Genomic DNA, 26,312 nt, shown 5'->3' with positions numbered 1-26,312 from the left:
TGATGAAGATGGGTGTGTGATCAAGCGGCCCTAGATCGCCCCGATCGGTTCCAAAGCTACCGTGCTCGATCGCCCCCACACCAGGCCTAAATAGCGTCGCCAACGGGTTCCAGCCACGGCATCGAGAGCATACCACCCACTAGCCAAGCATTGAAATGGCGATTGGGCGGCCAGTGCTTGATAGTCCGGATCTGCTAGGGAATTGGGAGCCAAACTCGGGTGGGGCAACAGACCGGGCGGAATTTCCCCCGCCAACAGTTGTTGAATCGATCGACGGCAGGTGCGGCCATGGATGCCATCCTGGGCCAAGGCTTCCAAGAGTCGGTCGATCGGTTGGGGTTCCGGGGTCAAATGGCGCAACAGGGCCGCAAACAGAAAGTAGTCATCATAGGGTTTGGCATCGTCCCAGGGCGGACAGTCCACCAGCCGACTCAACCCCATGGCCAGTCGTCCCAGGGGTTGGGAGGGGGGTTCCCAATGGAGTGTGGCGCTGGGGCATTTTTGACGAAGGTAATCCTGAATCATCCGGGTCGGTTCGCCTGATCGGGGTTCCTGGGCGATCGCGCCACGCAACAAAACCCGTTCCACCTTTTGGGGCGCAATGCCCGACTGGGCCACCAAATGATTGAGGGCTGAATTCAGGGTCTCAATCCATTGGGGCCAACTGTGCCATGGGCCAGTTAAGCCGTGGGTTTGGCCCAGTTGTCGGCCAAAGTCCCGATCGAGCAAGGTGATTTGGGTTAGGTGGGATGGGGTTACGGGAGCTTGGGTGGGCGATGGGTGAAGTGGCAGGTGATCTTGCAGCGCCAGATCAATCACCCAACAGCAGCCCCAACCTTGTAGCCCATCCCATCCCAAGGCCGCCCCCAATCCTTCGGCCGCCGTCATCACCCGTTGACCATGGGTGACTAAACCGGCCTTCAGCACCAGTTCTCGACTGTTGAACCGAAAGGCCTCCCCGGAGGGCACAGGATAGCCCACCACCACATCCTCAACCGATCGCAGCACCTGGCTTGGTACAGGTTTTCCGGTGGCGGTAACCCAGGCGATCGCCGGATCCTGCAATCTTGCTAGGGACTCGGCTAGCGTCTCTAGCAATTGTGGCAAGGGCCGCAATTCACCGGCCCAGGAGACCAGGGGATGCGCTTGGCCCGTTTGGGGACTGCGGTAGGGCAATCCTGCATCTAACAGCAACCGAGAGCCGCCGGATCCCGGTGACTCCCAATCCAACAAACTCCAGGGTTGAGCGAAGGTTGCGCCACTGGCTTGGACTCGACCGAGCAGCCCAACCCGATCGGACTGGCGATCGCGCAGGGCCGCTGCCCAGAGGCCGTCTCCTAAGCTGAGGCCCAAACACCAGCGCCCATCAGTCGATCGGCTCATTCCTTCTTGGTTTCGTCCAGGTCTGTATCCGCCAGCAGGGATTCCGCCAGCAGCGCATCCAGCTCTGGATCCAGTTCGCCCAAGGGGGAAACCGCTGACTCACCAAATTCCGTTAGGGCCGCATCGAAGGCCGTCGGGTCAAAATCAGTCCCACTGGTCAAATCTAGGGCGATCGGATCCAAAGAGCCATCCGTTGACGCATTGGGCAGCTCAAAGGCCGCCATTCCCATGTCAAGGGCTTGATCCAGGCTGCTGATTTCCAGGGGATTCGCCGTCACATCATCCAGCGACAGCGGCTCACCCATGGCCTCATCAAAGGAAGGTAGATCCAAATCCAGCGGATCCAAACCGGCCAGCGGCTCTGCGTTGGTTGTGGCCCCGTCGCCAAAGCCGAGATCCTCAGCCTCAGCATTGAGATCTAGAAGGGAAGGGGCGATCGCCCCATCATCCGTGGCCTCCCCCATCTCCAACAGCAGGTTATCCATCTCCAGCGGTGCAGCATCTCCTTCCGGGGCGATCGGGGGCGTGGAATCCGCGGCCCAATCAAAATCGTCTGCGCTGGCCTCTGCGGCCAGGTTGAGATCCGAGCCGAGATCCAGATCGGTAGCGAAGTCCGATTCATCCTCAGCGACAAGTTCCGGCAGTTCCAAACCTGAGTCATTGGCAAACTCCAGCAGTGGATCGCCATTGGCTTCACCAACCGCCGCCAAGAAATCAGGATCCACATCGGTTTCCAGATTGGTCTCCAAGTCCGCCAAGGGGTTGAACTCCGTGGATCCCAAATCGGCCCCTAGACCCGGGTTGAAGTCAGCGCTGAAATCTGGCTCTAAACCCAAATCATCACCCACCTCATCGCTCAGCCCCTCGATGCCGAACGCCGTCCCGGGATCGTCGCCCAAATCCTCGATCGGGGCATCCAGGTCATCGCCAAAGTCTAGAGACTCCAGGGATGCTGGTTGCTCTTCAGCTTCAGCGGCCGTTGACGGTTGATCGCTGAACTCCACGAAATAGGCAGCAAGATCACTGGACTCCTCTGGATCAGCGACATTGGAATCGCTGGCGTTGTCTAAGTCAGTCCATGCGTCAGTCATGAATTGACCTAACTCCATGGGAACGCTGATGCTTGGATTGTCGGCGTTGCCTAGATCGGTCCATGCGTCAGTGGTTGCCGTCTCCGTGGCCAAGTCCTCGGCGGTCAAATTCTGCTCAACGGCCGGTTCCGCCAAGGCCGCTTCCCAATCCACCTGCTCAGGAAGATTGAGGGCTGCGTCGGTTTCCAGTTCCGGTGACTCTGCTGTGGCCTCGAAATCCAGGGCATTGCCAAAAGCGTTGCTGATGTCACCAAAACTCAGGTCATCGCGCAACCCCGCGATCGCCTCTAAACCGGCATCAAAGGGATCACTTTGGGTTTGTTCATCCGCTGGCAAGGACAGATCCAAACCCAAGTCGCCCACAGCAGCCGATTCGGCCGGGAATGCCTCTGCAAATTCGTTCGGCAACGAGGGTTCCGATGAGTCCAGCGGATCGGAAGACCAGTCCAGATCTGGGGTTTCCAGAGACTCAAGGGCTGCATCCCCGGAGCTGGCGATCGCAAAATCGGTTGCTTCCGAGGTCAAATCGATCGCGGAACCGATGGCCGCGTCGGTTATGAAATCATTGGGTTCCTCGATCGCCTCATCCACCGGCAAATCCAAACCCGGCAGCAGATCATCGCCAAAGTCTGCGCCAAAATCAGCCCCGGAACCGTCGTCCGGCAATACCAAATCGCCTACATCCGACCCTTCGAGGCCCGGCTCGATCGCCCCTTCGGATGCCAACTCGGGTTCCAAGGCTGGCTGATTCGCCTCGCCATCCCAGAAATCAAACGTTACTTCCGCTTCGGTCTCTTCGATCGGTTGCCCCTGGTCGGAGGTCAACAAGCTACCGATGGGGGCGGCCAAGAATGCCAGGTTCTCGAAATCTGGGGTGTTGGGTTCGTCGGCCGGAGTGGACAGATCGAGATCCGCGCCCAAGTCTGTGCCCAAGGCTGCTGCCAGATCCGATCCTGAGTCGTCAGCCAGATCAGCGGCCAAGTCCAAATCATTCAGATCACCACCCAGCTCACTCGCTCCATCGCCCTCCAGTTCGATGGCCCCCAGGTCAGCGACTCCAAAGTCTGCCAAGTCGCCCTTGTCCGGGTCAGACTCCAAGCCCAGGGGGAGCGCTTCAATATTGCCGGATAGGTCGATCGCCCCGAGGTCGCTGTCACTGGCCACATCTAGCGTGAGGTCAAGGCCGAGGTCATCATCCGCCGCGCCTCCCAGGAGTTCTGCTGGGGCCGCCGATTCCGCGGCCAGCAGATCTGAAGGCTCATCGGACCAGGATCCTTCAAACCCGGGCGTTTCTTCTGCCACGAAGCGGGTGTCGGGTGTGCCGTCGAAGGCAGACATCAACTCCGGCTCTAGTTCGATCGCTGGGTCGATGCCTGGGTCAAGATCTTGCGCGAAAAGATCATTTTCTGACTGATCTAGCGACGGTTCAGGCAGTTGATCAAAAGATTGGTCAAACTGATTGAGCGGATCAAAGGTGGCAACGGCTTCCGGCGGGGGCAATTCCAAAGTACTGGGAGCGATCGAGCTTTCGATCGGCTGTTCCTCTTCCTCCACCTGCCAGAAGGAATCCTCGACGGACGGGGCGATCGACTCCAGATCATCACTGACCCCAGCATCACTGGGTTGCTGCCAAGCGGCCAGCTCCGCCCGCAAATCACCGCCCAAATCTTCCGACTCGGAAGCCAATTCGGCGGCCAGCGGCGGTAACTCCGGCTCCGGATCCAGCCCAAGACCGAAATCCAGCCCAGCGCTGGGGTCAGGCTCGGAGGGGAATGCTTGAGCAAACTCTGAATCCTCGGCATCGGGTTCCAGGGATGGAACGTCATTCCCCAAATCCCAAGCATCGGTCGGCTCAAGGGGCGAGCTACCCGCATCCGGGGCTTCCACCGCAATTTGATCCCACTGGCTCACATCCTCGGCCAGGTCTGCATCACCCGTGAGTTCCGAGTCCAGCCAAGGCTCCGGCAAAACGCTATCGGCGGGGGCGGCTGCTTCCAAATCCGGCTCCACCGACCAATCCTCAAGCCCTGCGAGGGGGCTAAATTCACGGGCGGCAGCCGCTTCGATCGCCTCCGGTGCAGCAGTTGGCTCCCCGATCGCCTCAAAATTCACCTCTGAAGGGAGGTCTAACCCCAGTGCCGGGCTTGGCCCATCCAGATCCAAGCCGTCGGCCGTTGCGAACGAACCTCCACCGCCGCTAAAGCTGCTCAAATCTGCCGTAGCGGTGGATTCCGCTTGCCAAGGCAGATCCAGGTTGGTGACCTCGCTGGCAATATCCACCGCGTCGATGATGTCCGCCGGGGATTGGCCCTCGGGCAAGGAGGGGCTGTCGCTGAGATCCGGCTCTGCGCCGTAATCGAGAGAGGGGGGCGGGGCGATCGCATCCAGGGCGATCGGCAGGTCTGCGGGCGGGAGGGCGGCTTCGACTGAAGCGGCCACACCCAGCAAGCCAACGCCGGCCACGGTTGTCCCCGTCACGGCGGCCAGGGGATCCCAATCGCTTGGGTCGGCATCATCTGAGGCTGAATCGCTCGGGGCGGTGGTTTCCGGCTCCACGGGGTCATCAAATCGGAAGATAGCATCCACATCCGAAAAAATATCTTCCTCGGAGCCGATCCAGGTGGGATCGCTGGTTTCCAGGTCGTCGCTGGCGGCTGGGGCGGGCGCTTCGGTGGCGATCGCTGGTTCCGTGGTGGGCGAGTCGATCGCCTCGTCCAGTCCGGCTACTGAATCTCCCGTTGCGATCGACTCCGTTGTTAAGGGCGGCAGATCCAGGGCATTGAAATCAATGTCGCCATCGGGAGCGAGCATGGGATCCGGTTCGGTGCCCAAAGTGGCCGCTGAGTCAGGGTGGCCCTCAACTGGGGCGATCGTGCTCAGATCTGCCGTGGGGTCATGGGCCGTGGAGTCGATCGCCAGGTCTAGATCCAAATCCAGCGCATCCGGCGCTTGGCCAACCTCAGCCGTGGCCAGCTCGCCCCCCTGTTCAGCGGCCTCAGGTTCACCGAAACCCGAACTCCCCGCCCAGTCCGACGCGGCATCGGCGGGTAAGTCATAGTTCAGATCCAAATCGAGGGGCGCTGCTTCCGTAGCGTCGGCGGGGTCTGCGGTGGCCGCAGCCGTGGCCGCGATCGCCCCACCCCCCAGGGCCGACAGGGCCAAACTGGTGGCGATCGCCGATGAGCGCTCGTCGGCCGCGTTCGTCGCCTCGGAACGGCCCTCGATCGCGGCCTCGTCGGCCGGCAAATCGCGGCCCAGGGCCGAAGCCAATCGACTGAGCCAATGGTCGAGCACTGCCTCGCTCTCTTCGCCCAGCACATGCATCCGCTCCAGGGCCGCATTCAGGGCCTCTTCGTAGCGCTGCGAATTGGATTGCAGGGTGCTGGTGATGGCGTTCAGGGTTGTTTGCAAATGCTCCAGAATGTTGCTGGCGGAGCTATCCAGTTCCGTGAGGTCTTGGTCACTAGGGGCCGCTTCCTTGCGGGCCACAAGCTGCGAAACTTGGTCAGTGATGCTGGTTTGCAGGCGATCGCGCACTTGCTGCAAAAAGTCACCAATGATCTGTTCTTGGTTCGCCTGCTGCTGGGCCAAGGATTGGTAATACTGGCGCTGGTTTTCCAGTTGGGCAATTTCTTCGCTCAGGATTTGGCGCTGTTGACGCAGAGACTCCAAATCCGACTGGATTGGGGCGATCGCCCCTTGGCGCAGTTGGTCAATCTCCTGCTGCATCGATCGCAGCAGCCCTTGGGCCAAGGCTTGCACGGTGGTGGTGGCCGGTGGTTCCGTTTGCAAGTCCGGCGCGAGCGCATCCCAAGACTGCTGAACCCACAGGGCCTCATCGATCGCTACCTCACCGGCATCCGTGGTCGGAGTCGCCAATTGGGTTAAACGACTTCGCACCTGCTCGATTAAGGCTCGGGGCGCTTGAACCTGCGTTGTATCGTTACCAGCCGCAGCAAGAGCCGCGTCTAGGTCGGCCAAAAGGCTTTTAATTTCCAAGTCTTGATCGAGCGTCACGACGACAAACCCTTACCCAAACGTTTTGGTTACAGCGCTGTTGACATCTTCTCCACCCCTGATGGGCGGCGATTCCCGAGCCTCGCGAGTCGGGTTCCTGCTTCTTTCCGTTACGGCTTCTCTAAATCATGGCTGCGACTCGCCAGCGAACGCGGCAATCAGGAGGCTTCCTGCTTTATTGCGGCGAAGTCGGCTTCATCCGCTCAATCACCGTTGATTAACCCTTACGTTCTAACAGCTACAACCCCAGACATCAACCAACGCGCCGGTCAGCCGCTGCCTTTGTCCCTTTTGGGTCTTGTTAAATATCCCTGGGCGCGGGTGCGATCGCCCTGCCCATTGATGAGCGATCGCGCTGGGTCGCTTGAAGGGGGGATAGTACCGTTGATTAACCCCAAAAAGGGTCAGAGAACCACTCAGAGAACCACGATGGCCCCAAAGGAGGTCATGGTCACCGCCAGGCGCGGTTGTCCTTGCGCTCAATTCACGCCTACTTTGCTGGTGGTTTTGCGATTTTTTAACTATCTTTAACAACTGGCCGGTGGCCGATCGGCGGTCAATCTTAACCTCTAACTGGGTCTCTCATGCAATTCCGATGGGGTGGCGATTTCGTTGGGCTGTAATTCGTCCTGATCAACCCAATCATTTGCTTTTGGCGGCGAGGGCCTCGAAACTAGAGACCAAGGCTTGGCATGAGGGAGAGAGAAAGTGCTAGGTCTAAAGGTTAGGCGTAAGGTTAGGTATTGATTAATGTTCGTAATTTTGGAGACGATCGCGTCATGAATAGCTGTGTGTTGATGGCAGAGGTGGTGAAGGATCCCGAACTGCGCTACACGCCGGATAACTTGGCGATCGCGGAGATGTTGGTGCAATTTCCGGGGCAGCGCCCTGAAGATCCGTCCGCGACGATTAAGGCGGTGGGGTTTGGCAATTTGGCCAATGAAATTCAGCAGTCTTGCCATCAGGGCGATCGGGTGATTTTGGAAGGCCGACTCACCATGACCACGATCGATCGTCCCGAAGGGTTTAAGGAAAAACGGGCCGAGTTGCGGGTGGGCCGTGTTCACAGCCTGGGATCGCTGGCCAGCTCAGCCATGGCCGCCCCCGTGGCCCCGCCCACCAATGCCAGCTATCGATCGGCTCCGCCGCCGGCCGCCACCGTGCCGCCCCGTTCGGCCCCGGCTCCGACCCCGGCTCCGGCTCCGAGTGATGACCTGGATTATGATGAAATTCCCTTTTAAAGGTTCAAAATTCCAGGGTTTAACTCCTGATCACTCAGCTATCAAGCCACGATCTCGCCCGATCGCACCGTCAGCACCTGGGCCGAATCCAGCCAGCGAGCATCAAAGGCTCCCAGGTGCGTGGTGGTGACAATGGTTTGAAACCGATCGGCGATCGCCCCCAATAATTGGTTTTGGCGGGCTAAGTCCAGTTCCGCCAACACGTCATCTAACAGCAACAACGGCGGTTCCCCCACCACGGCCTCGATCGCGCAAAGTTCCGCCAGCTTCAGCGCCAAAACGAGAGTGCGTTGTTGCCCTTGGGAGCCGTACTGTTTGGCCGGGGCATCATCCACCGCCAGGGTCACTTCGTCTCGGTGGGGGCCCACCAGGGATGTGCCTTGGTATTGCTCAATTTCTGCCCGATCGCGCATTTGGGCCAGCAAGGTGGCTTTAATGGCCCGCGCTTCTTCCAGGGCCGGCAACTGCCACACATCCGGCACGATCACCACATTTGGCGCGTAGGTAATCGTCAGGGTTTCCACACGGCCGCTAATGGCCCCATGCCAACGACTGGCCAAAGGGGCTAACCGGGCGATCGCCCTGGCTCGCCGTCGAATTAGTCGGGTTCCCGTAGCCGCCAATTGCGCATCCCAAACGGCCAACTCCGCCGCCCGATCGCTCAGGGCTTGCCCCTGGCGGCGTTGCTTGGCCCAATCCCGCAGCAGGGCATTCCGTTGGCGCAACACCCGCTCGTATTGGCGCAGCAGGTGCGCATAGATTGGCTCCAGTTGCATCACCAAGCCATCTAACCAACGGCGGCGCTGTTCCGGCCCGCCCCGCACCAAATCCAGATCCAGACTGGAAAATTCCACCGCATTCAGGGATCCCAGCCCGTCCAATTGTCGCCGCAGGGTTTCGCCACTCCGTACCAGGGTGCGTCTGCCCACCCGTCGCAGACTCAAGCTCAGTTCCAGGGGCCCCGCTGCCCGATCGATCCAACCGGTAATTTGGGCGCAGTCTTGGGCCGATCGCACCAAGTCTCCATCTCGGCTGGTGCGGTGCGATCGCAGGGTCGCCAACAACTCCACCGCCTCCAAGAGGTTGGATTTGCCCTGGGCATTGTCCCCCACCAAAATCGTCTTGGGTGCAACAAATTCAACCCACTGCTCGGCATAATTCCGAAACTGGCGCAGATGTAGACGCTGGAGATACACGACGGCGACCGGGGCGATCGAAAAGAACCCAACCATCAAAACACCAAACGTCCTCTCCCACGCGCCGCAAGTTCGTTGTGCCGGTGCAAACCCGTTCGCTCGGGGGACTGAAGCCTACGCTGCTAACGAATACTCCAATGAGCACTCACTCCAATGAGCACTTATTAGATATCTAGATATCTCCTAGGATCACTTGTGGCGGGCCGCACGAATTACATGGGGCAATACACCGACGGCCGCCGCTAAGACTTGATCGGGTAACTTGTCAATATCAGGGCGATCGAAAAATTCTTCAAACTGATCCAGCAGCTTGCGGGCCCGCTGCTTAGCATCACCCCGTGCCGTGAATCGTTCCACCAACTTCAGCCATTGCAACCGAATTCGATAGCCTGTTTCCTGCTCCTTCAGAGACTTGGGCAGCAACAGCTCAAAATCTCCCAATGGAATCACCGCCTGACAGTCTTGATCCACCAGACCGCCCACCGCCGCCCCGGGCCCCGCAAATTCAGCATAAAATTCCTTGATCAACAACAGGCCATTGCGACGGCGGTTGTTGACAATCCAAACCTGACCACTCAGAACACGGCCGAGGGGCGATTCGGGGTTGATCGGATCGAGGGGGGGTGGGTCAAGCTGAAACACAGAGGCGGCGTGGGACGAGTCTCGGTGGGCGGCGACTGAAAAACGATCGGGAGAGAGAGAGAGGCGAATCACGGTCGTAGCTTACCCCAATGGCTTTTGCAACAACAGACGTGTGGGACGTTGCCAACTGGGTCGAGAACCACCGCCCGATCGCCCGCTGGGCAAAAAGCCAGCTCGATCGTATAACCGCCTCGCCGCACAATTATCGGCCAGGACATGAAGATACAGGGCGGAACTATCCCAGTGACGTGCCACTTCTTCGCAAGCGGACAGGAGCTGGGTGGCAACTCCCCGCCGACGATAATCGGTGTGTACCGCCAGATTGGAAATGTAGGGATAGTGATGTTGGTTCAATCGCCAAGGCAGATTGGAGCGTGCTGCAATCTCGATCGTGCCGATCAGCTCAGGATGATGAACCCGACCCGTCGCCGCCGTGGGAGCCGTGAGAGCCACCAAACACAGACAGCGATCGCGTTGGGATTGCAGTCGCGTTCGCAAATCTTCGTAGATGCCAGCCCGCAACAGGGGAAACAGCCAACGCCACCAGCCTTGTCGTCGGTGAAAGCTGTCCGCCAACAAATCGGCTAACTCGGCTAAGTCTCGAAACTCCGCCGGTCGGATTTGCAAGGGCAGATCAGCGCATGGATAACGCGATCGAACCAAGTTTTGGGGAATCAGCATGAGCAACGGGGCCACAATCTTAGGAACACCAACCACCCATCAACAGCAGCGAACTGCCTTGATGCTAACCATCTTCACACCTGTGCCGACTGTTGATTAGCCTCCTCAGTCTCGGGCATTTTCTGGGGTGCGTTTGGGGCCCCCGATGGGGACTCTTTTTGGGGTCTTTGGGGGATGGGGTGTCTGGCCACCTAGCGATCGATCAACACTCAACACCATGGTTGATAACAATCGATAGGGAAAATTGCGGGAAGGTTAACTGAATTTCGCCTACCTACCAATCAAATCCCTGTCAATGTCGATACCATGAAATCTCATTGCCCCAATGCCACATTGGCAATCTCCTAGAACTCATTTATCTCCGCTTAGAACCAGCAGTCCGGTGGTTTCTGAGCGGTTTTTTGAATCATCTTCTTGGGGGAAGAGCAAAGTTTGTGTTTGATCATATCCCGCTCTGCCCAAAACCAAATCAGGGTCTGATCCTAGGCGATCGGGTATTGATTGACACATGGAGATCCTGGAAAGCCGAGATCTGCAAAAAAGAGGAGCGATCGCCTCAGTCCAGCATTCAATTAGGTGCTCAGAAAGCAGGTCTCAACAATCCGCTAGGTATGAAACTTAACCTGAATTTGATTAATTCAGGCTCTGTTGCGATCATAAAGCAACAGGAACTGAATTGAATTTAGAGAAAACACCATCCAAACTTCAGCTTAATTTAGACCCCAAATGTTGACAAATGGGTATGGCTACAGCTTCCTGACAGACTTTCTTGAATTGTGCCGCGCACTATCCTCACAGCACCCATACAACCCATCTTGAGTTGATTCTAGGGTTGTCGTTAAATTACGATTCATCCATTATTTGGCGAAATCCATAAAAACTCAATCTATCTCTCCAATCTTCAAGCAATCTTTAAATAAGATCGACAAAATCAGGTTGCTCATCCATCACTTTTACTAAAGGGAGAAGTCAGGTTTTCGGAGGGGTAGAGACGGATTTTGGCAGCAACCAATCCCCATAGGACGCAATGGGGCTGGTTGCTGAAGGGGCTGATGCAGCCCATCGATCGGCCGCTCGTGGGCGATGACTAGCGATTGGAACGGAAGGCGGGATTGAAAAAGAGTCGGCGGATGGTTTGTTGGCGGCGCTCTCGGTTCTCAGAGGTCAAATTCCAGAGGCTTTCATAGAAAAAGAAGGACACGCCGGCCAGTTGCTTTTGGCGCACCAGTTGCACTTGGGTGGCCACGCGATCGATCGGCATGGGCTTGACCTTCAGCCCCGTGAGAATGCCGACGCTGACGGGAATTTTGTAACTGGCAATTTGTAAATCCCGATCGAGCAGTTCTGCCTCAAAGAGGGCCGGATCTTCCCGGTAAATTTGCACAATCAGTTCATCAATCCAGCCACGCCCCACCCAGTCTGACCAAGATTGCAAGGAAGTGCTGTAGGCAAAGGGTTGGGGATTGGGCGAAAGGGACATGATCGCGGTCGATCGCTTGGCCTTGAGGGTTTGTTGAATTTGCCCCATCAGTTGCGTTAGTCGCCCCGATCGCCAGCGCATCCAGTCTGGATCGGTGGCTAAATCCGGCGGGGTTTGGCCATCTCGCTCCAGGGCGTATTGGGCCAAGGTGGTGGGGTCATAGCCCAACTCCACCGGATAGGCGAAATGATCGTCAAATTGAATCCCATCCACCGGGTAGCGAGCAGCCAGCTCATCCACCAAATCGGTCATAAATTTCTGCACATCCGGGTGGCCAGGATTCAGCCAAACTCGGGTATCGCGTCCGTATTGAAACCGGTTGGAGCCGTCACGGCGCTGGGCAATCCAGCCCGGATTTCGTCGAGCTAACTCGGAGTTGGCCGGAGCCATTAACCCAAATTCCAGCCAGGGCACAACGGCCAAACCCAAACGACGACCTTCGGCGATCGCCTCGGCGAGGATGTCTCGCCCTTGCAGGCCGGGGTGGGGGTCAATGCGTTGACCGCTGGCCCGTTCAGCCACTTCGCTGGGGTAGAGGGTGTAGCCACCGTTCCAAACGGTGATGTAAACGGTGTTGAAGTTGGCGGCCTTCAGGTTTTCGAGGGCCTGGCGCAGGCGATCGCGATCGAACAGAATATCGCTGTCGATGTTGGTTAACCAAGCGCCGCGTGTTTCCGGCGGCCGGGCCACGAAGGGCGTGAAGGCATCGGTGGCGGGGGTTTCCAACCGATCATTCAGGGACTGGCAGAGGAAAGCGGCGGCTTCCCCTCGGGTGACCGATCGCTCCGGTTCCAAGCGGCGGGGGTTGGGATAGCTCACCACCTTGCCAGCCCGGACGGCGGCGGCTACGGCCGATCGCACCGGCAATTCCACCCGTTCACCATCTTCAAAGGTTTGACGCAGCAGGGTTCTAGCCCGAGGGTCGGCCGCGTTATCCGTCCAGCCCAAGCGGGTCATGATGATGGCAATGGCCCGATCGCGGCGTAGGGGTTCGTTGTCTTTGCCGGTGCGAGCGATCGGGGGGCCTTCCGGCACGGCCTGATTCAACAGGTGGGCCAAATCTCCCGGGGTGGCTGGTTCATCGGGCTGAAATTGTCCGGTGCTGTTCAGGGGTAACCATCGCCGCTCAGCCAAGGCCGCCAAGCAACTGCGCGACCAATGATCGCCGCCATCGGTGGGGGCTGCGATCGCCCCCAGCGCCAGGGGCCCCGCCACGATCGCGCCCGAGAGTAATGCGCCCGAGAGTAATTGGCTGGGGCGTAATCGGCCCGACAATAACCCGCCCGAAAGTAATTTGCCCGGGCGTAATCTGTCCGGGCGTAATCTGCCCAAGAATAGTTTGGTGAAGGTCTTCGTGAATAACTGGGTTGAGCGCTGAGTAAATGGCTTGGCTAATGCTTGGGAGTTGGCCAAAACGCCGGATGGGGGCGCTGGAGGGTTGGTCATGGTGTTTGCTGCCCGTTCGATCGCATGTTCACCGCAGGGGCGGAAATGCCCAAGGATATAGCGCAATACGAACCATTGCGGACGGGGCCGGCATAGATTGCCTAAAAATCTCCGCCTATCCGCCTATTTCCCTAACCTTCACCCTTCTCGCCGCAGAGAATGAACAACGGATCGATCGCCGCCAAAACCTGGCTGTTGGCCCGCCGCTCCAAGCGATTGCCCGCCGCTTGCACCACCTCAATGTTCAGCGCTTGCACCTCCGCCAGGGCTTCCGAAAGGGCGTAGAGGCCCTCCAGGCTGGTAGACAGGGCCACCACCCGCCCCCCCAAGGGCAGCCGTTCCCACACCGTTTCCAGCAATTCCTTCAGGGGCCGCCCACCACCGATGCAGACCCGATCGGGCGGTTGCTTCAGCAGACCAAAACAGTCCGGCGCACTGCCTTCCACCACCCGCACATTCTTGACCCCAAAGCGATCGCAGTTGGTGCGAATCAGTTGCACCACGTCGGAATCTCGCTCGATCGCCACCACTTGCCCTTGCGGAATCATCAAAGCCGCTTCCACCGAAATCGTCCCCGTTCCTGCGCCGATATCCCACAGCACGGAATTGGCCGACAACCGCAGCATCGACAAAATCGCCAGCCGGGTTTCGCGCTTGGTCATCGGAATGCCCGGCAACCGCTCAAACAAGTCGTCGGGAATACCAGGTGTGACGTAGGGCCAAAGAGGTGTGGTCATAAGAACTCAACGATATCAAGGTTTCGAGAACTGGGGTTTCGAGAACTGGAGTTTCGAGAACTGGTCGTCATTGTCTGGAATCAAGCGGAAACGGTTAATTTTTCATGCCCTAACCGCCCTAGACAAGGGGCTTAAGCCCCTTGTCCCCCCGATCCACCAACGCCCTTGCCCCCCCGATCCGCCAACGCCCTTGCCCCCCCGATCCGCCAACGCCCTTGCCCCCCCGATCCGCCAACGCCCTTGCCCCCCCGATTCGCCAACGCCCTTGCCCCCCCGATCCGCCAACGCCCTTGCCCCCCCGATTCGCCAACGCCCTTGCCACCCCGATCCACCAACGCCCTTGCCCCCCCGATCCGCCAACGGTGGAATCAGGATTGTGGGCGACTTGACAGCAATCACTCAGCCCCTGCCCCGATTCACTCAGGGTGGAATCAGGGTTTCGATCGACTGGCCGATCGCCCCGGAATGGGCTGATTTATAAATTAATAATTCTGATTAATCAAGATTTGTTTCATTAGTTGATTGGATGACGCTTGATTCTTCAATCGCTTTATAGTTATAAAACGAATACAGGTTCGGGCTGGGGTCACTCAATTCCTGGGAGATTGAGCGTCCCATCTCAATGGGCAATGTCCTCAGGTCAGGGGCTGAAGGCTGACTGGGCGATCGCTTGCGGGTTGCTCAACGCATTAGCTCTCTGAATCTAAGACATTGCCCGTCACTGGAGTGCTAGTCCCATAGGGGCATAGGGAATCGCTTTCGACTTGTTCGATCGCCCCTGTGCCCCCATTTAATTCCTGCTTACCCGGCCTCCAGTGGCCACAACCCCAAGTCTGGTGAACTTTCTGAGTCCCCAGAATACCAACCTTGACCAAGGTTTGACAGAGGTATTACCCCATGACCATTTCTTTGCGATCAACCCCCGCGCCTAGTCGCTGGGATCGGTTCTGTAACTGGATCACCAGCACCGAAAACCGCCTGTATGTGGGCTGGTTTGGTGTGTTGATGATCCCCACCATGCTGACGGCTGCGATCGTCTTTATCCTGGCATTCATTGCCGCGCCGCCCGTAGACATTGACGGCATCCGCGAACCCGTTGCCGGTTCCCTGCTCTATGGCAACAACCTGATTTCCGCCACCGTTATTCCCCCGTCCGCCGCGATCGGGTTGCACTTTTACCCCATTTGGGAAGCCGCCTCACTGGATGAATGGCTCTACAACGGCGGCCCCTACGAGCTGATCGTTTTCCACTTCCTGATTGCGATCTACAGCTACCTGGGTCGCCAATGGGAACTGAGCTACCGATTGGGAATGCGCCCTTGGATTCCCGTGGCCTTCTCGGCTCCTGTGGCTGCTGCCACCGCTGTTTTGTTGATCTACCCGATCGGGCAAGGTAGCTTTTCCGATGGCATGATGCTCGGCATTTCCGGCACTTTTAACTTCATGATTGTGTTCTCGCCGGAGCACAACATCCTGATGCACCCCTTCCACATGTTGGGCGTGGCCGGTGTTTTTGGGGGCGCACTGTTTTCCGCCATGCATGGCTCGTTGGTGACCTCTTCCTTGGTGCGGGAAACCAACATGAGCGAATCGCCTAATCATGGCTACAAGTTCGGCCAAGAAACGGAAACCTACAACATTGTGGCTGCCCACGGTTACTTTGGCCGGCTGATTTTTCAATACGCCAGCTTCAACAATTCCCGTTCGTTGCACTTCTTCCTAGCCGCTTGGCCCGTAATTGGCATTTGGTTCGCCGCCTTGGGCGTTTCCACCATGTCTTTTAACCTGAATGGATTTAACTTCAATAACTCCATTTTGGATAGCCAAGGGCATCCGATTAACACCTGGGCTGACGTGCTGAACCGAGCCAACTTGGGCATCGAAGTGATGCATGAACGGAATGCGCACCAGTTTCCTTTGGATTTGGCAAGTTCGGCGGACTTTCAACCCGTTGCGGCCTTGCAATCGGACTTTCAAGCGGACTTTCAACCCGCTAGCCTGACGGCTCCCGCAATTGCAGGCTAACTGAAAGTTGGTGGTGTTGAAATTGGTCTTGAGGCTGATAAAAATGGCGAATTAATGTCATGGTTGGCATGAATTCATTACCCAGTAGAAGCGCAACAGATTAACTTCTCAGATTCGTCATTCTCAGCACTCAACGAATGGGGGAGACTGCGCGATCGCACCTCCCCCTTTTTGTTTGACCAAACCACCTCAGCCGAAATCACCGGTTTATTTGTGGCTCTTGAGGAGTTGTGTTCATGACCGTTATTTGGAAACAGCTATCAGCCGATCGTCCGCCGGTTAAATTAAATCTGTTGGCCGTAGGTTTCTTTGCTGTCTTTCATCTTGTTGCCCTCTCTGCCCCCTGGTTTTTCTCTTGGTCAGCTTTGGGAGTTTGTCTCCTGTTGCACTGGCTATTTGGCAGCATTGGCATCTGTCTGGGCTTTCACCGCCTCCTCAGCCATCGCAGTTTCCAGGTTCCCAAGCCCCTAGAGTATCTGATTGCCCTCATTGGCTCCATGGCTCTGCAAGGGGGGCCGATTTTTTGGGTTGCGGGTCACCGACTGCACCACGCTTTCACTGAAGATGAAGACAAGGATCCCTATTCCTCTCGGCGCGGTTTTTGGTGGAGCCATATGCTCTGGATGTTGTATCCGCGGCCGGAGTTTTTTGAATACGATCAATACCAACGCTACGCGCCAGATTTGGCCCGCGACCCCGTTTATCGGTGGTTAAATCAAAACTTCCTGTGGCTGCAACTCCCGATCTCGATCGGGCTGTATTTCTGGGGTGGTTGGTCTTTCGTGATTTACGGCATTTTCTTGCGAGCCGTTTTGCTTTGGCATTCTACCTGGTTCATCAATTCCGTAACCCATTTGTACGGGGGCTATCGTCCCTTTGCGACTGAAGACACCACTCGCAATCTCTGGTGGGCGGCCATTTTGACCTATGGCGAAGGTTGGCATAACAATCACCATGCCTACCCCCATGTGGCGAAATGTGGTTGGCGTTGGTGGGAAATTGATATGACCTGGTGGGCAATTTGGGTATTGTCTATTTTGGGTTTGGCTCGCAATATTCATCAGCCACCGGAGTTGCTGGAATCATAAGCCTTTGATCCGGAAGCTTGAAATAGAATCCGTGATTCAATAACCAAAAAATCGAACTGAAAACCATCGGAGCAAGGGGCTTAAGCCCCTTGTCTTCGTTTGTGAATTTATTTTGATAGGATCTGTGATTCAATAACCGAAAAATCGAGCTGGAAGCTATTGGGGCAAGGGGCTTAAGCCCCTTGTCTTCGTTTGTGAATTTATTTTGATGGAATCTGTGATTCAATAACCGAAAAATTGAACTAAAAACTATCGGAGCGAAGGGCTTAAGCCCCTTGTCTTTGTTGGTGAATTTATCTTAAATTGAAGAGCTTTATTAAAACTAAATCTTAAAACTAAACCTTAAAACCAAATCTTAAAACCTATGAATTGGTCGATCGATTGGATGGGTCTGACCATTAACCATTATTGAAACGATCGAAACGGTTGACGATCGGGTCATGTCGTTCGGGAAGCCGTGCGGCATAATGGGGCGTGGTCTCGGCTTTGGGGCCGATCGACTGGGATTTTTGACCGAGATCGCTCGCCATGATTGAAGTGGAACAGTTGCGGAAGGTCTACGGCAGCACCGTAGCCATTCGCGAGGTGACGTTTTCTGTGGAGCCGGGAGAGATTTTGGGGTTTCTGGGCCCCAACGGTGCAGGCAAAACCACCACAATGCGGATTTTGACCGGCTATTTACCGGCCACCAGTGGCACGGCGCGGGTGGCGGGGTTTGATGTACATGACGATTCGATGGCGGTGCGCGAACGGATTGGCTATTTGCCAGAAACGCCGCCCCTCTACCCGGACATGACGGTGGAAGGATTTTTGAACTTTGTGGCGCGGATTAAGGGCGTTTCGGCGGGCGATCGGGCGGAGCGGGTGCGCTGGTCGATCGAGCGCTGTGGGTTGAGCGATCGCCGCAAAACCATCATTAATAAATTGTCGAAGGGCTATCGCCAGCGGGTAGGGATTGCCCAGGCGATCGTGCATGATCCCCCGGCGATTGTGTTGGATGAGCCAACGGTGGGGTTAGATCCGCGCCAAATTGCGGAAGTCCGCAACCTGATCAAAAGTTTGGCGGGTGACCATACGGTGATTTTGTCCACCCACATCCTGCCGGAAGTGAGCATGACTTGCAGCCGGGTGGCGATCGTGAACGGTGGGCGGGTGGTGGCCACCGACACCCCCGATAACCTGATGGCGGGTCGTGTGGGCGGCGCGGCCTACGATTTGGAAATCGATGGTGCTGAATCGGCGTTGGTGACCCTGACGGAAGGAGAACCGCCGCAATTGCTCGATCGGGCGTTGCAGTTGGTGGAGCGGCTACAAACGTTGGCGGGAGTGCGATCGGTCACGCCCCAAGGATCTCCAGGCGATCGACCCGATCGCTTGCGGTTGAAGGTGGCGATCGCGCGAGATACGGAACCGGCCCAGGAAATTGCCCGCGCCGTCATTGCCGCTGATTTGGGGCTATGTGAATTGCGCCGCAGCCAAGCCACCTTGGAAGATGTGTTCTTGGATTTGACCACCGAGGAACCGACGACCCCAACGGAGACAACTGGGGCGATCGCCTCGCAGGATGTGGCAGTTTCGGATCCCGCACCGATCGAGGTTGAAACCTCCCCGGAATCGCCCCCGGAGACTGCTGAATAATGGTCGCTAGTTTGGACTTGCCAGCTTTGATTTGCCAGCTTTGATTTGCCAGCTTTTCTGAACATGAACTACGGCTTCAAAATAGGTAACCGGCTAGTCAACAAATCGCATGATCCAAAAGCGTTTTTTCTGACTTTTGCCTAACCTTTTCCTGCTTTAATTCCCACGACTAACTTGTCTGATTGCTCAACTTCCGATTCTCAACCCTTGCTGCTCAATTCTGTTTGCTGATCTTCCACGGCTTACTTTTATATTTTCCTCAAGGATGGTTGAAACTGAGGCATGGCTGTTAACTTAGGACATCGATTACGAGTGATTTTGGCCAATATTGTGGCCATCTATCAACGAGAATTACAGAGCTATTTTGTTTCTCCCTTGGCCTATGGTGTGGCTAGTATTTTTTGGTTAATTGCAGGCATTTTCTTTGTGGCGGTGCTGCTGGGGCCGGCGGGCATCATTGCCCAATCGGCCATGCGTGATATGCAGGGCCAGCAAATGGGCATTCCTGTGCCGCCGATCGATGTTCCCTACGAGTTTCTGAAAATTTACTTGGGGAGTTTGGGGTCACTATCCCTCTTCATTTTGCCGATTTTGTCCATGAGTCTCTACACGGAAGAGCGCAAACGCGGCACGATCGAACTCTTAGCCACATCCCCAATCACGAACTGGGCCGTAGCCCTGGGCAAGCTCTTGGGGGTGCTCACCTTTTTTGCCAGCATTCTGGCTCCAATTCTGTTGCTGGAGCTGATTGTTTTGGCGGCCTCCAATCCGCCCATTTCCCCTTGGGTGGCGGTATCGGGACACTTGGGGTTGTTGCTGATGGGGGGTGGTGTTTTGTCTCTGGGAATGTTCCTGTCATCCCTAACGGCCAGCACGGTTTTGGCGGCGATGATGACCTTTGCCCTTAATCTGTCCCTCTGGATTATTGATCTGTTGGCTAACGCGATCGGGGGGGATTTGGGTCAGGCGATCGGGCATTTATCTTTGTTGAAGCATTACGAAGCGGCGGTGCGTGGCGTGCCCGAAACGGGCAGTGTAATTTTGTTTTTGAGCTATATCCTACTCGGCATTTTTCTGACGGCTCAATCGGTGGAAACCTTCCGTTTTCAGCGCTCTTAGGCATATCCTCACAGGCTGAATTCTGGAGCGATCGCCTGAGTTTCATCGCCTAGATTCAATTGCCTGAATTCAAGCACCGGAGTGTGATTAGGAAAATGCAATTCAGTCACTGCAATTGAGTAAACGAAATTGCAGCAATGAAATTAAGTGGGTTCAGTATTCATTTTGGCGTTTTTGCCATTTAGTGGGGAACTGATTCAGTGGCTATGAAACCGGCATCCGTGCGGCAACTGTTGCCTCGTTATCTCAAATCTGGGCTGAAATATCTCGTTAAATATCTAATTTTTGTAGGTCTGTTCCTGATGGCGGCGGGCCTGTCTGCGGGCTTTGTGGGTGGCTGGGGCCCCTTGGCTGGGGGGCTGATGGTCGCTGGCATTGTGGCGATCGGGATTTGGCTGGTCACCCAAGGGAATTTGCGCCGCACTTGGAGCCAGCGATCAACCCAATCCAATACCAATGCGCTGTTGGCAACCTTGGCGGCTTTGCTAATTTTTGGGGCGATCAATTTCTTGGGATCTCGCTACAGCACCAAGTTTGACTTAACCGAAACCCAACTGTTTACGCTGGCCCCTGAAACCCAGGAAACAGTGCGCAATTTGGGTCAAAAAATCAAAATCTTGGTTTTTGATCGATCGCTCTCTGATACCGATCGAGAACTGCTAAATAATTACGCCAAATTAAATCCCAACTTCACCTATGAATTAGTGGATCCACAGGTGGATTTTGGCCGGGCCCAAAGTTTCAAGGTCAAATCCTTTGGGGAAGTGTATTTGGAATCGGGCGACCAAAAACGTTTGGTGACCACCTTGGGGCCCGAAAGTCGCCTGAAGGAAACGGAGTTAACCAACGCGATCGCCCAGCTTTCCAGCACCACCCAAGCAACGGTTTATTTCCTGCAAGGTCACGGGGAACGCCCAATTGAAGGGGAACAGGGCGGTTTGACGGAAGCGGTGACGGGCCTCAAGGCCAAGAACTTCATCGCCAAACCCTTGAACCTGATTCGCGAGGGCAAAATTCCCGAGGATGGCCTTGCTTTAGCCATCATCGGCCCCCAACGTCCCTTGCTCGATCGGGAACTGGTGCTGTTGGAAACCTATTTGCAGCGGGGTGGGCGGCTGTTGGCGCTGCTGGATCCCGCGTCCGATGGCGGTCTTAGCCAACTGTTAACCCGTTGGGGGGTGAAGTTGGATAACCGCCTGGTGGTGGATGCGTCGGGAACGGGTCAGTTGGCCGGCTTAGGCCCCGATGCCCCGATCGTCACCCAATATGGCGACCATCCCATCACCCAGGATTTCAAAGGCGGGGTTTCGATTTACCCGGTGGCGCGATCGCTCGAAATCGTCAACACCAGCGGCATCACGGCCACGCCTCTGATCAAAACCGACGAAAAGAGCTGGGCTGAAAGTCAACCCACCGCCCAACAACTCACCTTCACGCCCCCGCAAGATCGCCAAGGGCCGTTGGTTTTGGGGGTAGCCTTGGAACGGGCGATCGCCCCTGAACCGGCCGTGAGTCCCTCTCCGTCTCCCAGCCCTAGCCCAACGACCAGCCCGATCGCTAGCCCCAGTCCGACCGTCTCTCCAACTGGATCCCCAACTGCTAGCCCCAGTCCGACCGTCTCTCCAACCGCATCCCCGACGGCTAGCCCCAGCCCGGCCCCGAGTCCTTCGCCGAGTCCCTCCCCCAGCCCGGCCCCTCCGAAAGCCGCTCGGTTGGTGGTGATTGGGAACTCGTCGTTTATGGCGGATGGGCTATTTAGCCAGCAGCTCAATGGCGATGTGTTTCTGAATTCCGTGGGTTGGTTGGGCGATCGCGCCGCCAGCAGCCTTTCCATTCGGCCACGCGAACCCAATAATCGCCGTTTCACGATCACGAATCAGCAGTCCGCGCTGTTGCTGTTGTTGGCGCTGGGGGTGTTCCCGATCGGGGGGCTGACCTTGGCGGGTGTGATGTGGTGGAAGCGACGCTAGGGAGCGAACAACCATGAAGCTCAAATCTTCGACCCTTTGGATTTTGGCGATCGCCCTGGGGGTGGCCGGTGGCGTGGCTTTGTTTGAGACGCAATCCACCCAAAAACAAGCCCAACAACAGCAACAGGCCAAGCTGTTTAGCGTTGCGGAAGCGGATATTCAACAGTTGACCCTGAAGCTGGGCGATCGAACCGTGCAGCTCGATCGCCGGGCCAACTTCCAACCGGGGCAAACCCTGTGGGAACTGCGGTTGAATGGAGGCACAGCGGAACCGGCCAGCGATGGAGCGGTGGCCTTTTTGACCAGTTTGCTGGCCTCGTCTCAGCGCGATCGCACCATTGAGCGATCGCCCGCCCAGCTTGCGGAATTGGGACTCGATCGCCCCCGGGCCGAAATCACAATGCGTCTGAAAACCGGCCAGCAACATCGACTGGCGATCGGGCAAGCGGGCTTTGATGATTCGTTTCTCTACGCGCTGGTCGATCCGCCCAATCCCTTGCCGGATCAGGTGTCCGTTGCCCTGATTCCCAAGGATTTTCAGCTCGCCACGGTCGATCGACCCTTGGCCGAGTGGAAGCAACCGCCGCCGCTCCCGAGTCCCAGCCCCAGCGCCAGCCCGAGTGAATCGGTCTCGCCCAGCCCGACGGCTAGCCCGACAGTCAGCCCAAGTCCCAGCCCAACAGCCTCGCCGTAGGGGCTTACGGCCGCACGCCCTCCGGTGTCTGCTATGCCCGATCGCCCCGATCGGGTTGGTTTAGTGGGTTGCATTGTGCCCAATCAATGGGGCGAGGCCGGTTCGGCGATCCGCAAGTGGCTTCAGTACAATTGCAAGAAAATGTGAGGTGCGATCGCCCATGGCCCGCAACCAGCAGGGGTTGATCGCCCCAAGATCGCCCCAATCTAGGCAAGACGATGGAACCCACCACATTGGCATTGGCAGGTATCGCGGTTTTGATGGCCAAGAAGTCCGCAGAAACCGTCAGCGAGGTTGTAACTAAGGAGGCACTGGAGGCGACATTACCAGCCCTGAAGGCCGTCGCGGGACAGTTGGCGGCTCCGCTGCGCGATCGGGTGGCGGCCTTGGGCGATCGGGTGGCGGCGCGGCTCCCGGCGGCCAATCTGGAAAATCCGTTCAACGATTTGGCGCTGTTGGAGGCGATCGTGGTGGAAGAGGCGGCTGATCCGGCAATGGCAGCCACGGTTGATGAGGTGGTGGCGGCGGTGGCTCCGATCATGCCTGCGATCACGATCGAAAACTGGAAAGGCATCAACGTCAAAGGCGGTCAGAATACGATCTCGGGCAACACCTTCCAATTTTGAAGCGGCGAGGGCGATGGAGATGAGTGATCGAGCCATTACCTACGACAGCGACTTCTATGGCTGGGTGCAGCAACAAACGGCGCTGATTCGCCAAGGCCAATGGAGCGAGCTGGACGCGCAGAATCTTTTGGAGGAGCTGGAAAGCTTGGGGCGATCGGAAAAGCGGGCGTTGGTTAGCCAAGTGGCGCGGCTCTGTGCCTATCTGCTGAAGTGGCGCTATCAGCCGGCCAAGCGCAGTCGATCGTGGGTGTTGAGTATTCGCAGTGCTCGCCAGGAAATTGCGGCGATTTTGCGCGATAACCCCAGTTTGCGTGCCAAGTTGCCGGAGGTGTTTGCGGATGGCTACGATCGCGGTCGGTTGATGGCCCTCGAAGAAACGGGCCTGGCCGATCGCGAGATTCCCGAGGTTGCGCCCTTTGATTGGCAAACGGCGATCGAACAGCCGATCGACCTGAACTCCCCCACCGATGCCCCATGAGTGACCCGCAACAACCGCAGGAAAATTGGCAAGGGTTGAATATCAAGGGCGGTACGAATGATATTCACGACAATGCGTTTAATCAAAACCATAGCGGCCCAGGCGATAACGTTGCGGGCGATAAGAATGTCACCGTCCAGCCCACAACCCAGCAAGGCAATGTCTTCGATGGCCAGTCGCAGGGGCATTTCTATGGCCCGGTGAATCAATATTTTGTGCCGCCGCCGCTGGAGCCGACGATCGATGGGCCGCCCAACAATCTGACGAAGTATGGTTTGTCGCCCGATCTCTTTGTGGGGCGGGCTGAGGACTTGGCCGCCATCCATGACCACTTTGCCCAGGAGCCTCGGTTGGTCATTGCGGGGTTGGGGGGCTTGGGTAAAAGTGCCCTGGCTCTGGAATATGGCTTGCGCCACTTAGCAGCGGACTATCGGGGCGGCGCGGGCTGGTTTGAGGCGGGCAACTTGGCGGCCCAGCTTTCGGCTTGGATGCAGGACAACTTTGGGCTGAACTTTGAGCGCGACGATCGCCGCCAAATTGCTGAGGGCTGGCGCAAGTGGCAAGAATTTTGTGGGCCGCAACGGCAAGCGCTGGTGATTATTGATGGCGTTGACCCGGCTCGCTATGCCGAAACGATCGCCCCCTATTTGCCCCCAGAGACGGACGATTCGCCGTTTCGGTTGTTGGTGACGGCGCGATCGACCCTGGGTTGGCCTCAGCAAGCCACCCGATCGCTGGCTCCCCTCGGTTTGGCGGAGATGGGCGATTGGCTGGCGGCGGCGCTCCCGGCCGATCGACTAGCTGCCGACCCCCAGGCCACGGCTGCGTTGCTCGATCGCCTCGGTGGCTGGCCCCTGGCTCTGAAAATTGCGATCGCTACGCTGCAACTTGATCCGCACCTGATGATCGCCCAACTGTTGGCAGAAATTGACGCAGCCTTGACCGAACCGCCGCCAACGGCCGCCGCACCTCGCGGCCTGTGGGCCAGCCTGCAAGCCAGTTGGGATCGACTGGATGCCGACAGCCAAGCCCTGGCCAGGCTGCTCAGTTTGTTTGGCCCCACGGCGATTCCTTGGGATTGGGTAGCGGATTTGATCGCCCAAGGGCCGGCCCCGCTGCCGGCCAGCCCACCGCCCCCACGCCGCAAGCGCGATCGCCTCTGGTCTATGTTGACCGGGCAGCCAACGGCCCCAACGGCTCCGGCTCCCGCGCCCCCGCCCCCGATCGCCCACCCCTTAATGGCGCGGGGACGGCTGTTGGATGCCTGTGTGATCGCCCCGGCCAATCTGTCCAACCACTACCAGATCCATAGCCTGGTGCAGGAATTTGCGGGGCGCGACTGGCCTGCCGCCGAGCGCGATCGCTGGGCCGCAACCCTAGGCACTGTGGCCGCCAACTGGGCCGCCACCATCCCCAAGCAGCCCGATTGGGAGCAGGTGCAGGCTTTGCGCCTTTGTCTGCCCCATGCCCAAGCAGCCACCGCCCATCTGGAGCGGTTGTTAGCCAACCAAGCCGACAGCGCCATTCAGCAGCAACTGAAAGCTACCCAAAAGGCCATTAACTATCCGCTGGTGCGCTTGAGCTTGCTGCCGGCCTTTGAAGCCACCTTCCGCAAAGCCCGCCAAACCCACGACCAAGCCCGAAAAACGGGCAATCTCGACACGTTCAAAGATGCCCTGGCTGGCTATCGTCGTGCTCTCGACCAGTTGCGGGAAGCCTTGCCCGCCGACAGCCGCCAACGCGCGGGCTATCTGCATGAGCTGGCAAACTGCTTAAAGGATATGGGAGACTATCGAACCGGCGTGATCGCTGCTGCCGAAGCGGTGGCGATTGTTGACCACCCCGACAGCAATCGATCGCTGGTCGCCCGCTATCTCAACACCCTCGGTACGTTGCATTACCACAGCGGAGAACTGGCCCAAGCGGAACCCCTCTTGCGGCGATCGCTGGAAATCCGTGAGCAAGTGCTGGGAGCCGACCATCCCAACACCGCCGCCAGCCTCAACAACTTGGCAGCACTCTACAAATCCCAGGGACGGTACGAGGCAGCGGAACCCCTCTACCGGCGATCGCTGGAAATCAAAGAGAAAGTGCTGGGAGCCGACCATCCCGCCACCGCCACCAGCCTCAACAACTTGGCAGCACTCTACCAATCCCAGGGACGGTACGAGGCAGCGGAACCCCTCTACCGGCGATCGCTGGAAATCCGTGAGCGATTGCTGGGAGCCGACCATCCCGACACCGCCACCAGCCTCAACAACTTGGCAGAACTCTACCAATCCCAGGGACGATACGAGGCAGCGGAACCCCTCTACCGGCGATCGCTGGAAATCGATGAGAAAGTCTACGGGCCAGACCATCCCGAAGTCGCCACCGACCTCAACAACTTGGCAGGACTCTATCGATCCCAGGGACGGTACGAGGCAGCGGAACCCCTCTACAGGCGATCGCTGGAAATCGATGAGAAAGTCTACGGGCCAGACCATCCCGAAGTCGCCACCGACCTCAACAACTTGGCAGGACTCTATCGATCCCAGGGACGGTACGAGGCAGCGGAACCCCTCTACAGGCGCTGCTTGGAGATTTTTCTAGAAAAACTCGGTCAAGACCATCCCAACACCCAAACCGGTTTGGGAAATTTCATCGCCTTCGTGCAAGCCGTGATCAAAGCCGATCGCGCCGCCGACCTCTCCGACCACCCCCTCACCCAATCGATCTTGACAGCCCTACAAACCAACCCAGACCAATAAGCCTCCTCAA

Annotated in this window: 19 protein-coding genes; 11 read left to right on the top strand and 8 right to left on the bottom strand. The window is 57.5% G+C overall.

Annotated elements, in window-relative coordinates:
- Positions 1–30: 30 nt before the first annotated feature.
- A complete protein-coding gene (locus AC2IAX_RS05560; protein ID WP_494389693.1) occupies positions 31–1,383 on the bottom strand; it encodes a hypothetical protein in 1,353 nt (450 codons plus the stop codon).
- Positions 1,380–6,491 carry a hypothetical protein gene (locus AC2IAX_RS05555; RefSeq protein WP_494389692.1) on the bottom strand — a complete coding sequence of 1,704 codons (5,112 nt, stop codon included), beginning with the start codon at positions 6,489–6,491 and terminating at the stop codon, positions 1,380–1,382. The genes AC2IAX_RS05560 and AC2IAX_RS05555 overlap by 4 nt, the downstream gene beginning before the upstream one ends.
- Positions 6,492–7,270: 779 nt before the next feature.
- Here AC2IAX_RS05555 and AC2IAX_RS05550 point away from each other — a divergent pair.
- The gene (locus tag AC2IAX_RS05550; RefSeq protein ID WP_494389691.1) at positions 7,271–7,732 is read left to right on the top strand and encodes a single-stranded DNA-binding protein; all 462 of its coding nucleotides are present in this window, start codon (positions 7,271–7,273) and stop codon (positions 7,730–7,732) included.
- Positions 7,733–7,773: 41 nt separating this feature from the next.
- Here the strand turns inward: AC2IAX_RS05550 and recF are convergent, their stop codons facing one another.
- The 5 genes from recF to cbiT all read right to left on the bottom strand — a co-directional run bounded on the left by recF (position 7,774) and on the right by cbiT (position 13,914).
- Positions 7,774–8,928, bottom strand: coding sequence for a DNA replication/repair protein RecF (gene recF, locus AC2IAX_RS05545; RefSeq protein WP_494390291.1), 1,155 nt, complete (start codon positions 8,926–8,928; stop codon positions 7,774–7,776).
- A gap of 189 nt (positions 8,929–9,117) precedes the next feature.
- On the bottom strand, positions 9,118–9,642 hold the full coding sequence (locus tag AC2IAX_RS05540) for a hypothetical protein (RefSeq protein ID WP_494389690.1): 525 nt from the start codon (positions 9,640–9,642) through the stop codon (positions 9,118–9,120).
- Between the two features lie 9 nt (positions 9,643–9,651).
- Complete coding sequence (locus AC2IAX_RS05535; RefSeq protein WP_494389689.1) at positions 9,652–10,266, bottom strand: GNAT family N-acetyltransferase; 615 nt, start codon at positions 10,264–10,266, stop codon at positions 9,652–9,654.
- Between the two features lie 1,072 nt (positions 10,267–11,338).
- Positions 11,339–13,177 (bottom strand): glycoside hydrolase family 10-like protein, encoded by a 1,839-nt coding sequence (locus AC2IAX_RS05530; RefSeq protein WP_494389688.1) that lies wholly within the window; start codon positions 13,175–13,177, stop codon positions 11,339–11,341.
- Positions 13,178–13,308: 131 nt separating this feature from the next.
- Positions 13,309–13,914 carry a precorrin-6Y C5,15-methyltransferase subunit CbiT gene (gene cbiT, locus AC2IAX_RS05525; protein WP_494389687.1) on the bottom strand — a complete coding sequence of 202 codons (606 nt, stop codon included), beginning with the start codon at positions 13,912–13,914 and terminating at the stop codon, positions 13,309–13,311.
- Positions 13,915–14,811: 897 nt separating this feature from the next.
- Between cbiT and psbA the strand changes: the two genes are divergently transcribed.
- Positions 14,812–15,939 carry a photosystem II q(b) protein gene (gene psbA / locus AC2IAX_RS05520; protein WP_494389686.1) on the top strand — a complete coding sequence of 376 codons (1,128 nt, stop codon included), beginning with the start codon at positions 14,812–14,814 and terminating at the stop codon, positions 15,937–15,939.
- A gap of 236 nt (positions 15,940–16,175) precedes the next feature.
- Complete coding sequence (locus AC2IAX_RS05515; protein ID WP_494389685.1) at positions 16,176–17,027, top strand: acyl-CoA desaturase; 852 nt, start codon at positions 16,176–16,178, stop codon at positions 17,025–17,027.
- A 398-nt stretch (positions 17,028–17,425) separates the two neighbouring features.
- Here AC2IAX_RS05515 and AC2IAX_RS05510 read toward each other — a convergent pair whose 3' ends face one another.
- Positions 17,426–17,557 carry a hypothetical protein gene (locus tag AC2IAX_RS05510; RefSeq protein WP_255508960.1) on the bottom strand — a complete coding sequence of 44 codons (132 nt, stop codon included), beginning with the start codon at positions 17,555–17,557 and terminating at the stop codon, positions 17,426–17,428.
- Here AC2IAX_RS05510 and AC2IAX_RS05505 point away from each other — a divergent pair.
- The 8 genes from AC2IAX_RS05505 to AC2IAX_RS05470 all read left to right on the top strand — a co-directional run bounded on the left by AC2IAX_RS05505 (position 17,556) and on the right by AC2IAX_RS05470 (position 26,302).
- Complete coding sequence (locus tag AC2IAX_RS05505; RefSeq protein ID WP_494389684.1) at positions 17,556–18,665, top strand: ABC transporter ATP-binding protein; 1,110 nt, start codon at positions 17,556–17,558, stop codon at positions 18,663–18,665. The two genes, AC2IAX_RS05510 and AC2IAX_RS05505, sit on opposite strands and share 2 nt — an antisense overlap.
- Positions 18,666–18,947: 282 nt before the next feature.
- Entirely contained in the window at positions 18,948–19,784 is an 837-nt protein-coding gene (locus AC2IAX_RS05500; RefSeq protein WP_494389683.1) for an ABC transporter permease, read from the top strand.
- 206 nt (positions 19,785–19,990) lie between these two features.
- Complete coding sequence (locus AC2IAX_RS05495; protein WP_494389682.1) at positions 19,991–21,754, top strand: GldG family protein; 1,764 nt, start codon at positions 19,991–19,993, stop codon at positions 21,752–21,754.
- A gap of 13 nt (positions 21,755–21,767) precedes the next feature.
- Positions 21,768–22,448, top strand: coding sequence for a DUF4340 domain-containing protein (locus AC2IAX_RS05490; protein WP_494389681.1), 681 nt, complete (start codon positions 21,768–21,770; stop codon positions 22,446–22,448).
- Between the two features lie 24 nt (positions 22,449–22,472).
- Positions 22,473–22,595 carry a hypothetical protein gene (locus tag AC2IAX_RS05485; protein ID WP_494389680.1) on the top strand — a complete coding sequence of 41 codons (123 nt, stop codon included), beginning with the start codon at positions 22,473–22,475 and terminating at the stop codon, positions 22,593–22,595.
- A 71-nt stretch (positions 22,596–22,666) separates the two neighbouring features.
- On the top strand, positions 22,667–23,074 hold the full coding sequence (locus tag AC2IAX_RS05480; protein WP_494389679.1) for a hypothetical protein: 408 nt from the start codon (positions 22,667–22,669) through the stop codon (positions 23,072–23,074).
- Positions 23,075–23,093: 19 nt separating this feature from the next.
- Complete coding sequence (locus AC2IAX_RS05475; protein WP_494389678.1) at positions 23,094–23,552, top strand: DUF29 domain-containing protein; 459 nt, start codon at positions 23,094–23,096, stop codon at positions 23,550–23,552.
- Positions 23,549–26,302, top strand: coding sequence for a tetratricopeptide repeat protein (locus AC2IAX_RS05470; RefSeq protein ID WP_494389677.1), 2,754 nt, complete (start codon positions 23,549–23,551; stop codon positions 26,300–26,302). Before AC2IAX_RS05475 ends, AC2IAX_RS05470 begins: the two co-directional genes overlap by 4 nt.
- Positions 26,303–26,312 lie beyond the last annotated feature (10 nt).

This window comes from Limnothrix sp. HT2024 (genome assembly GCF_059138625.1).
Note: the sequence above shows the minus strand (reverse complement) of the source record. Positions and strands in the feature narration are given on the sequence as shown.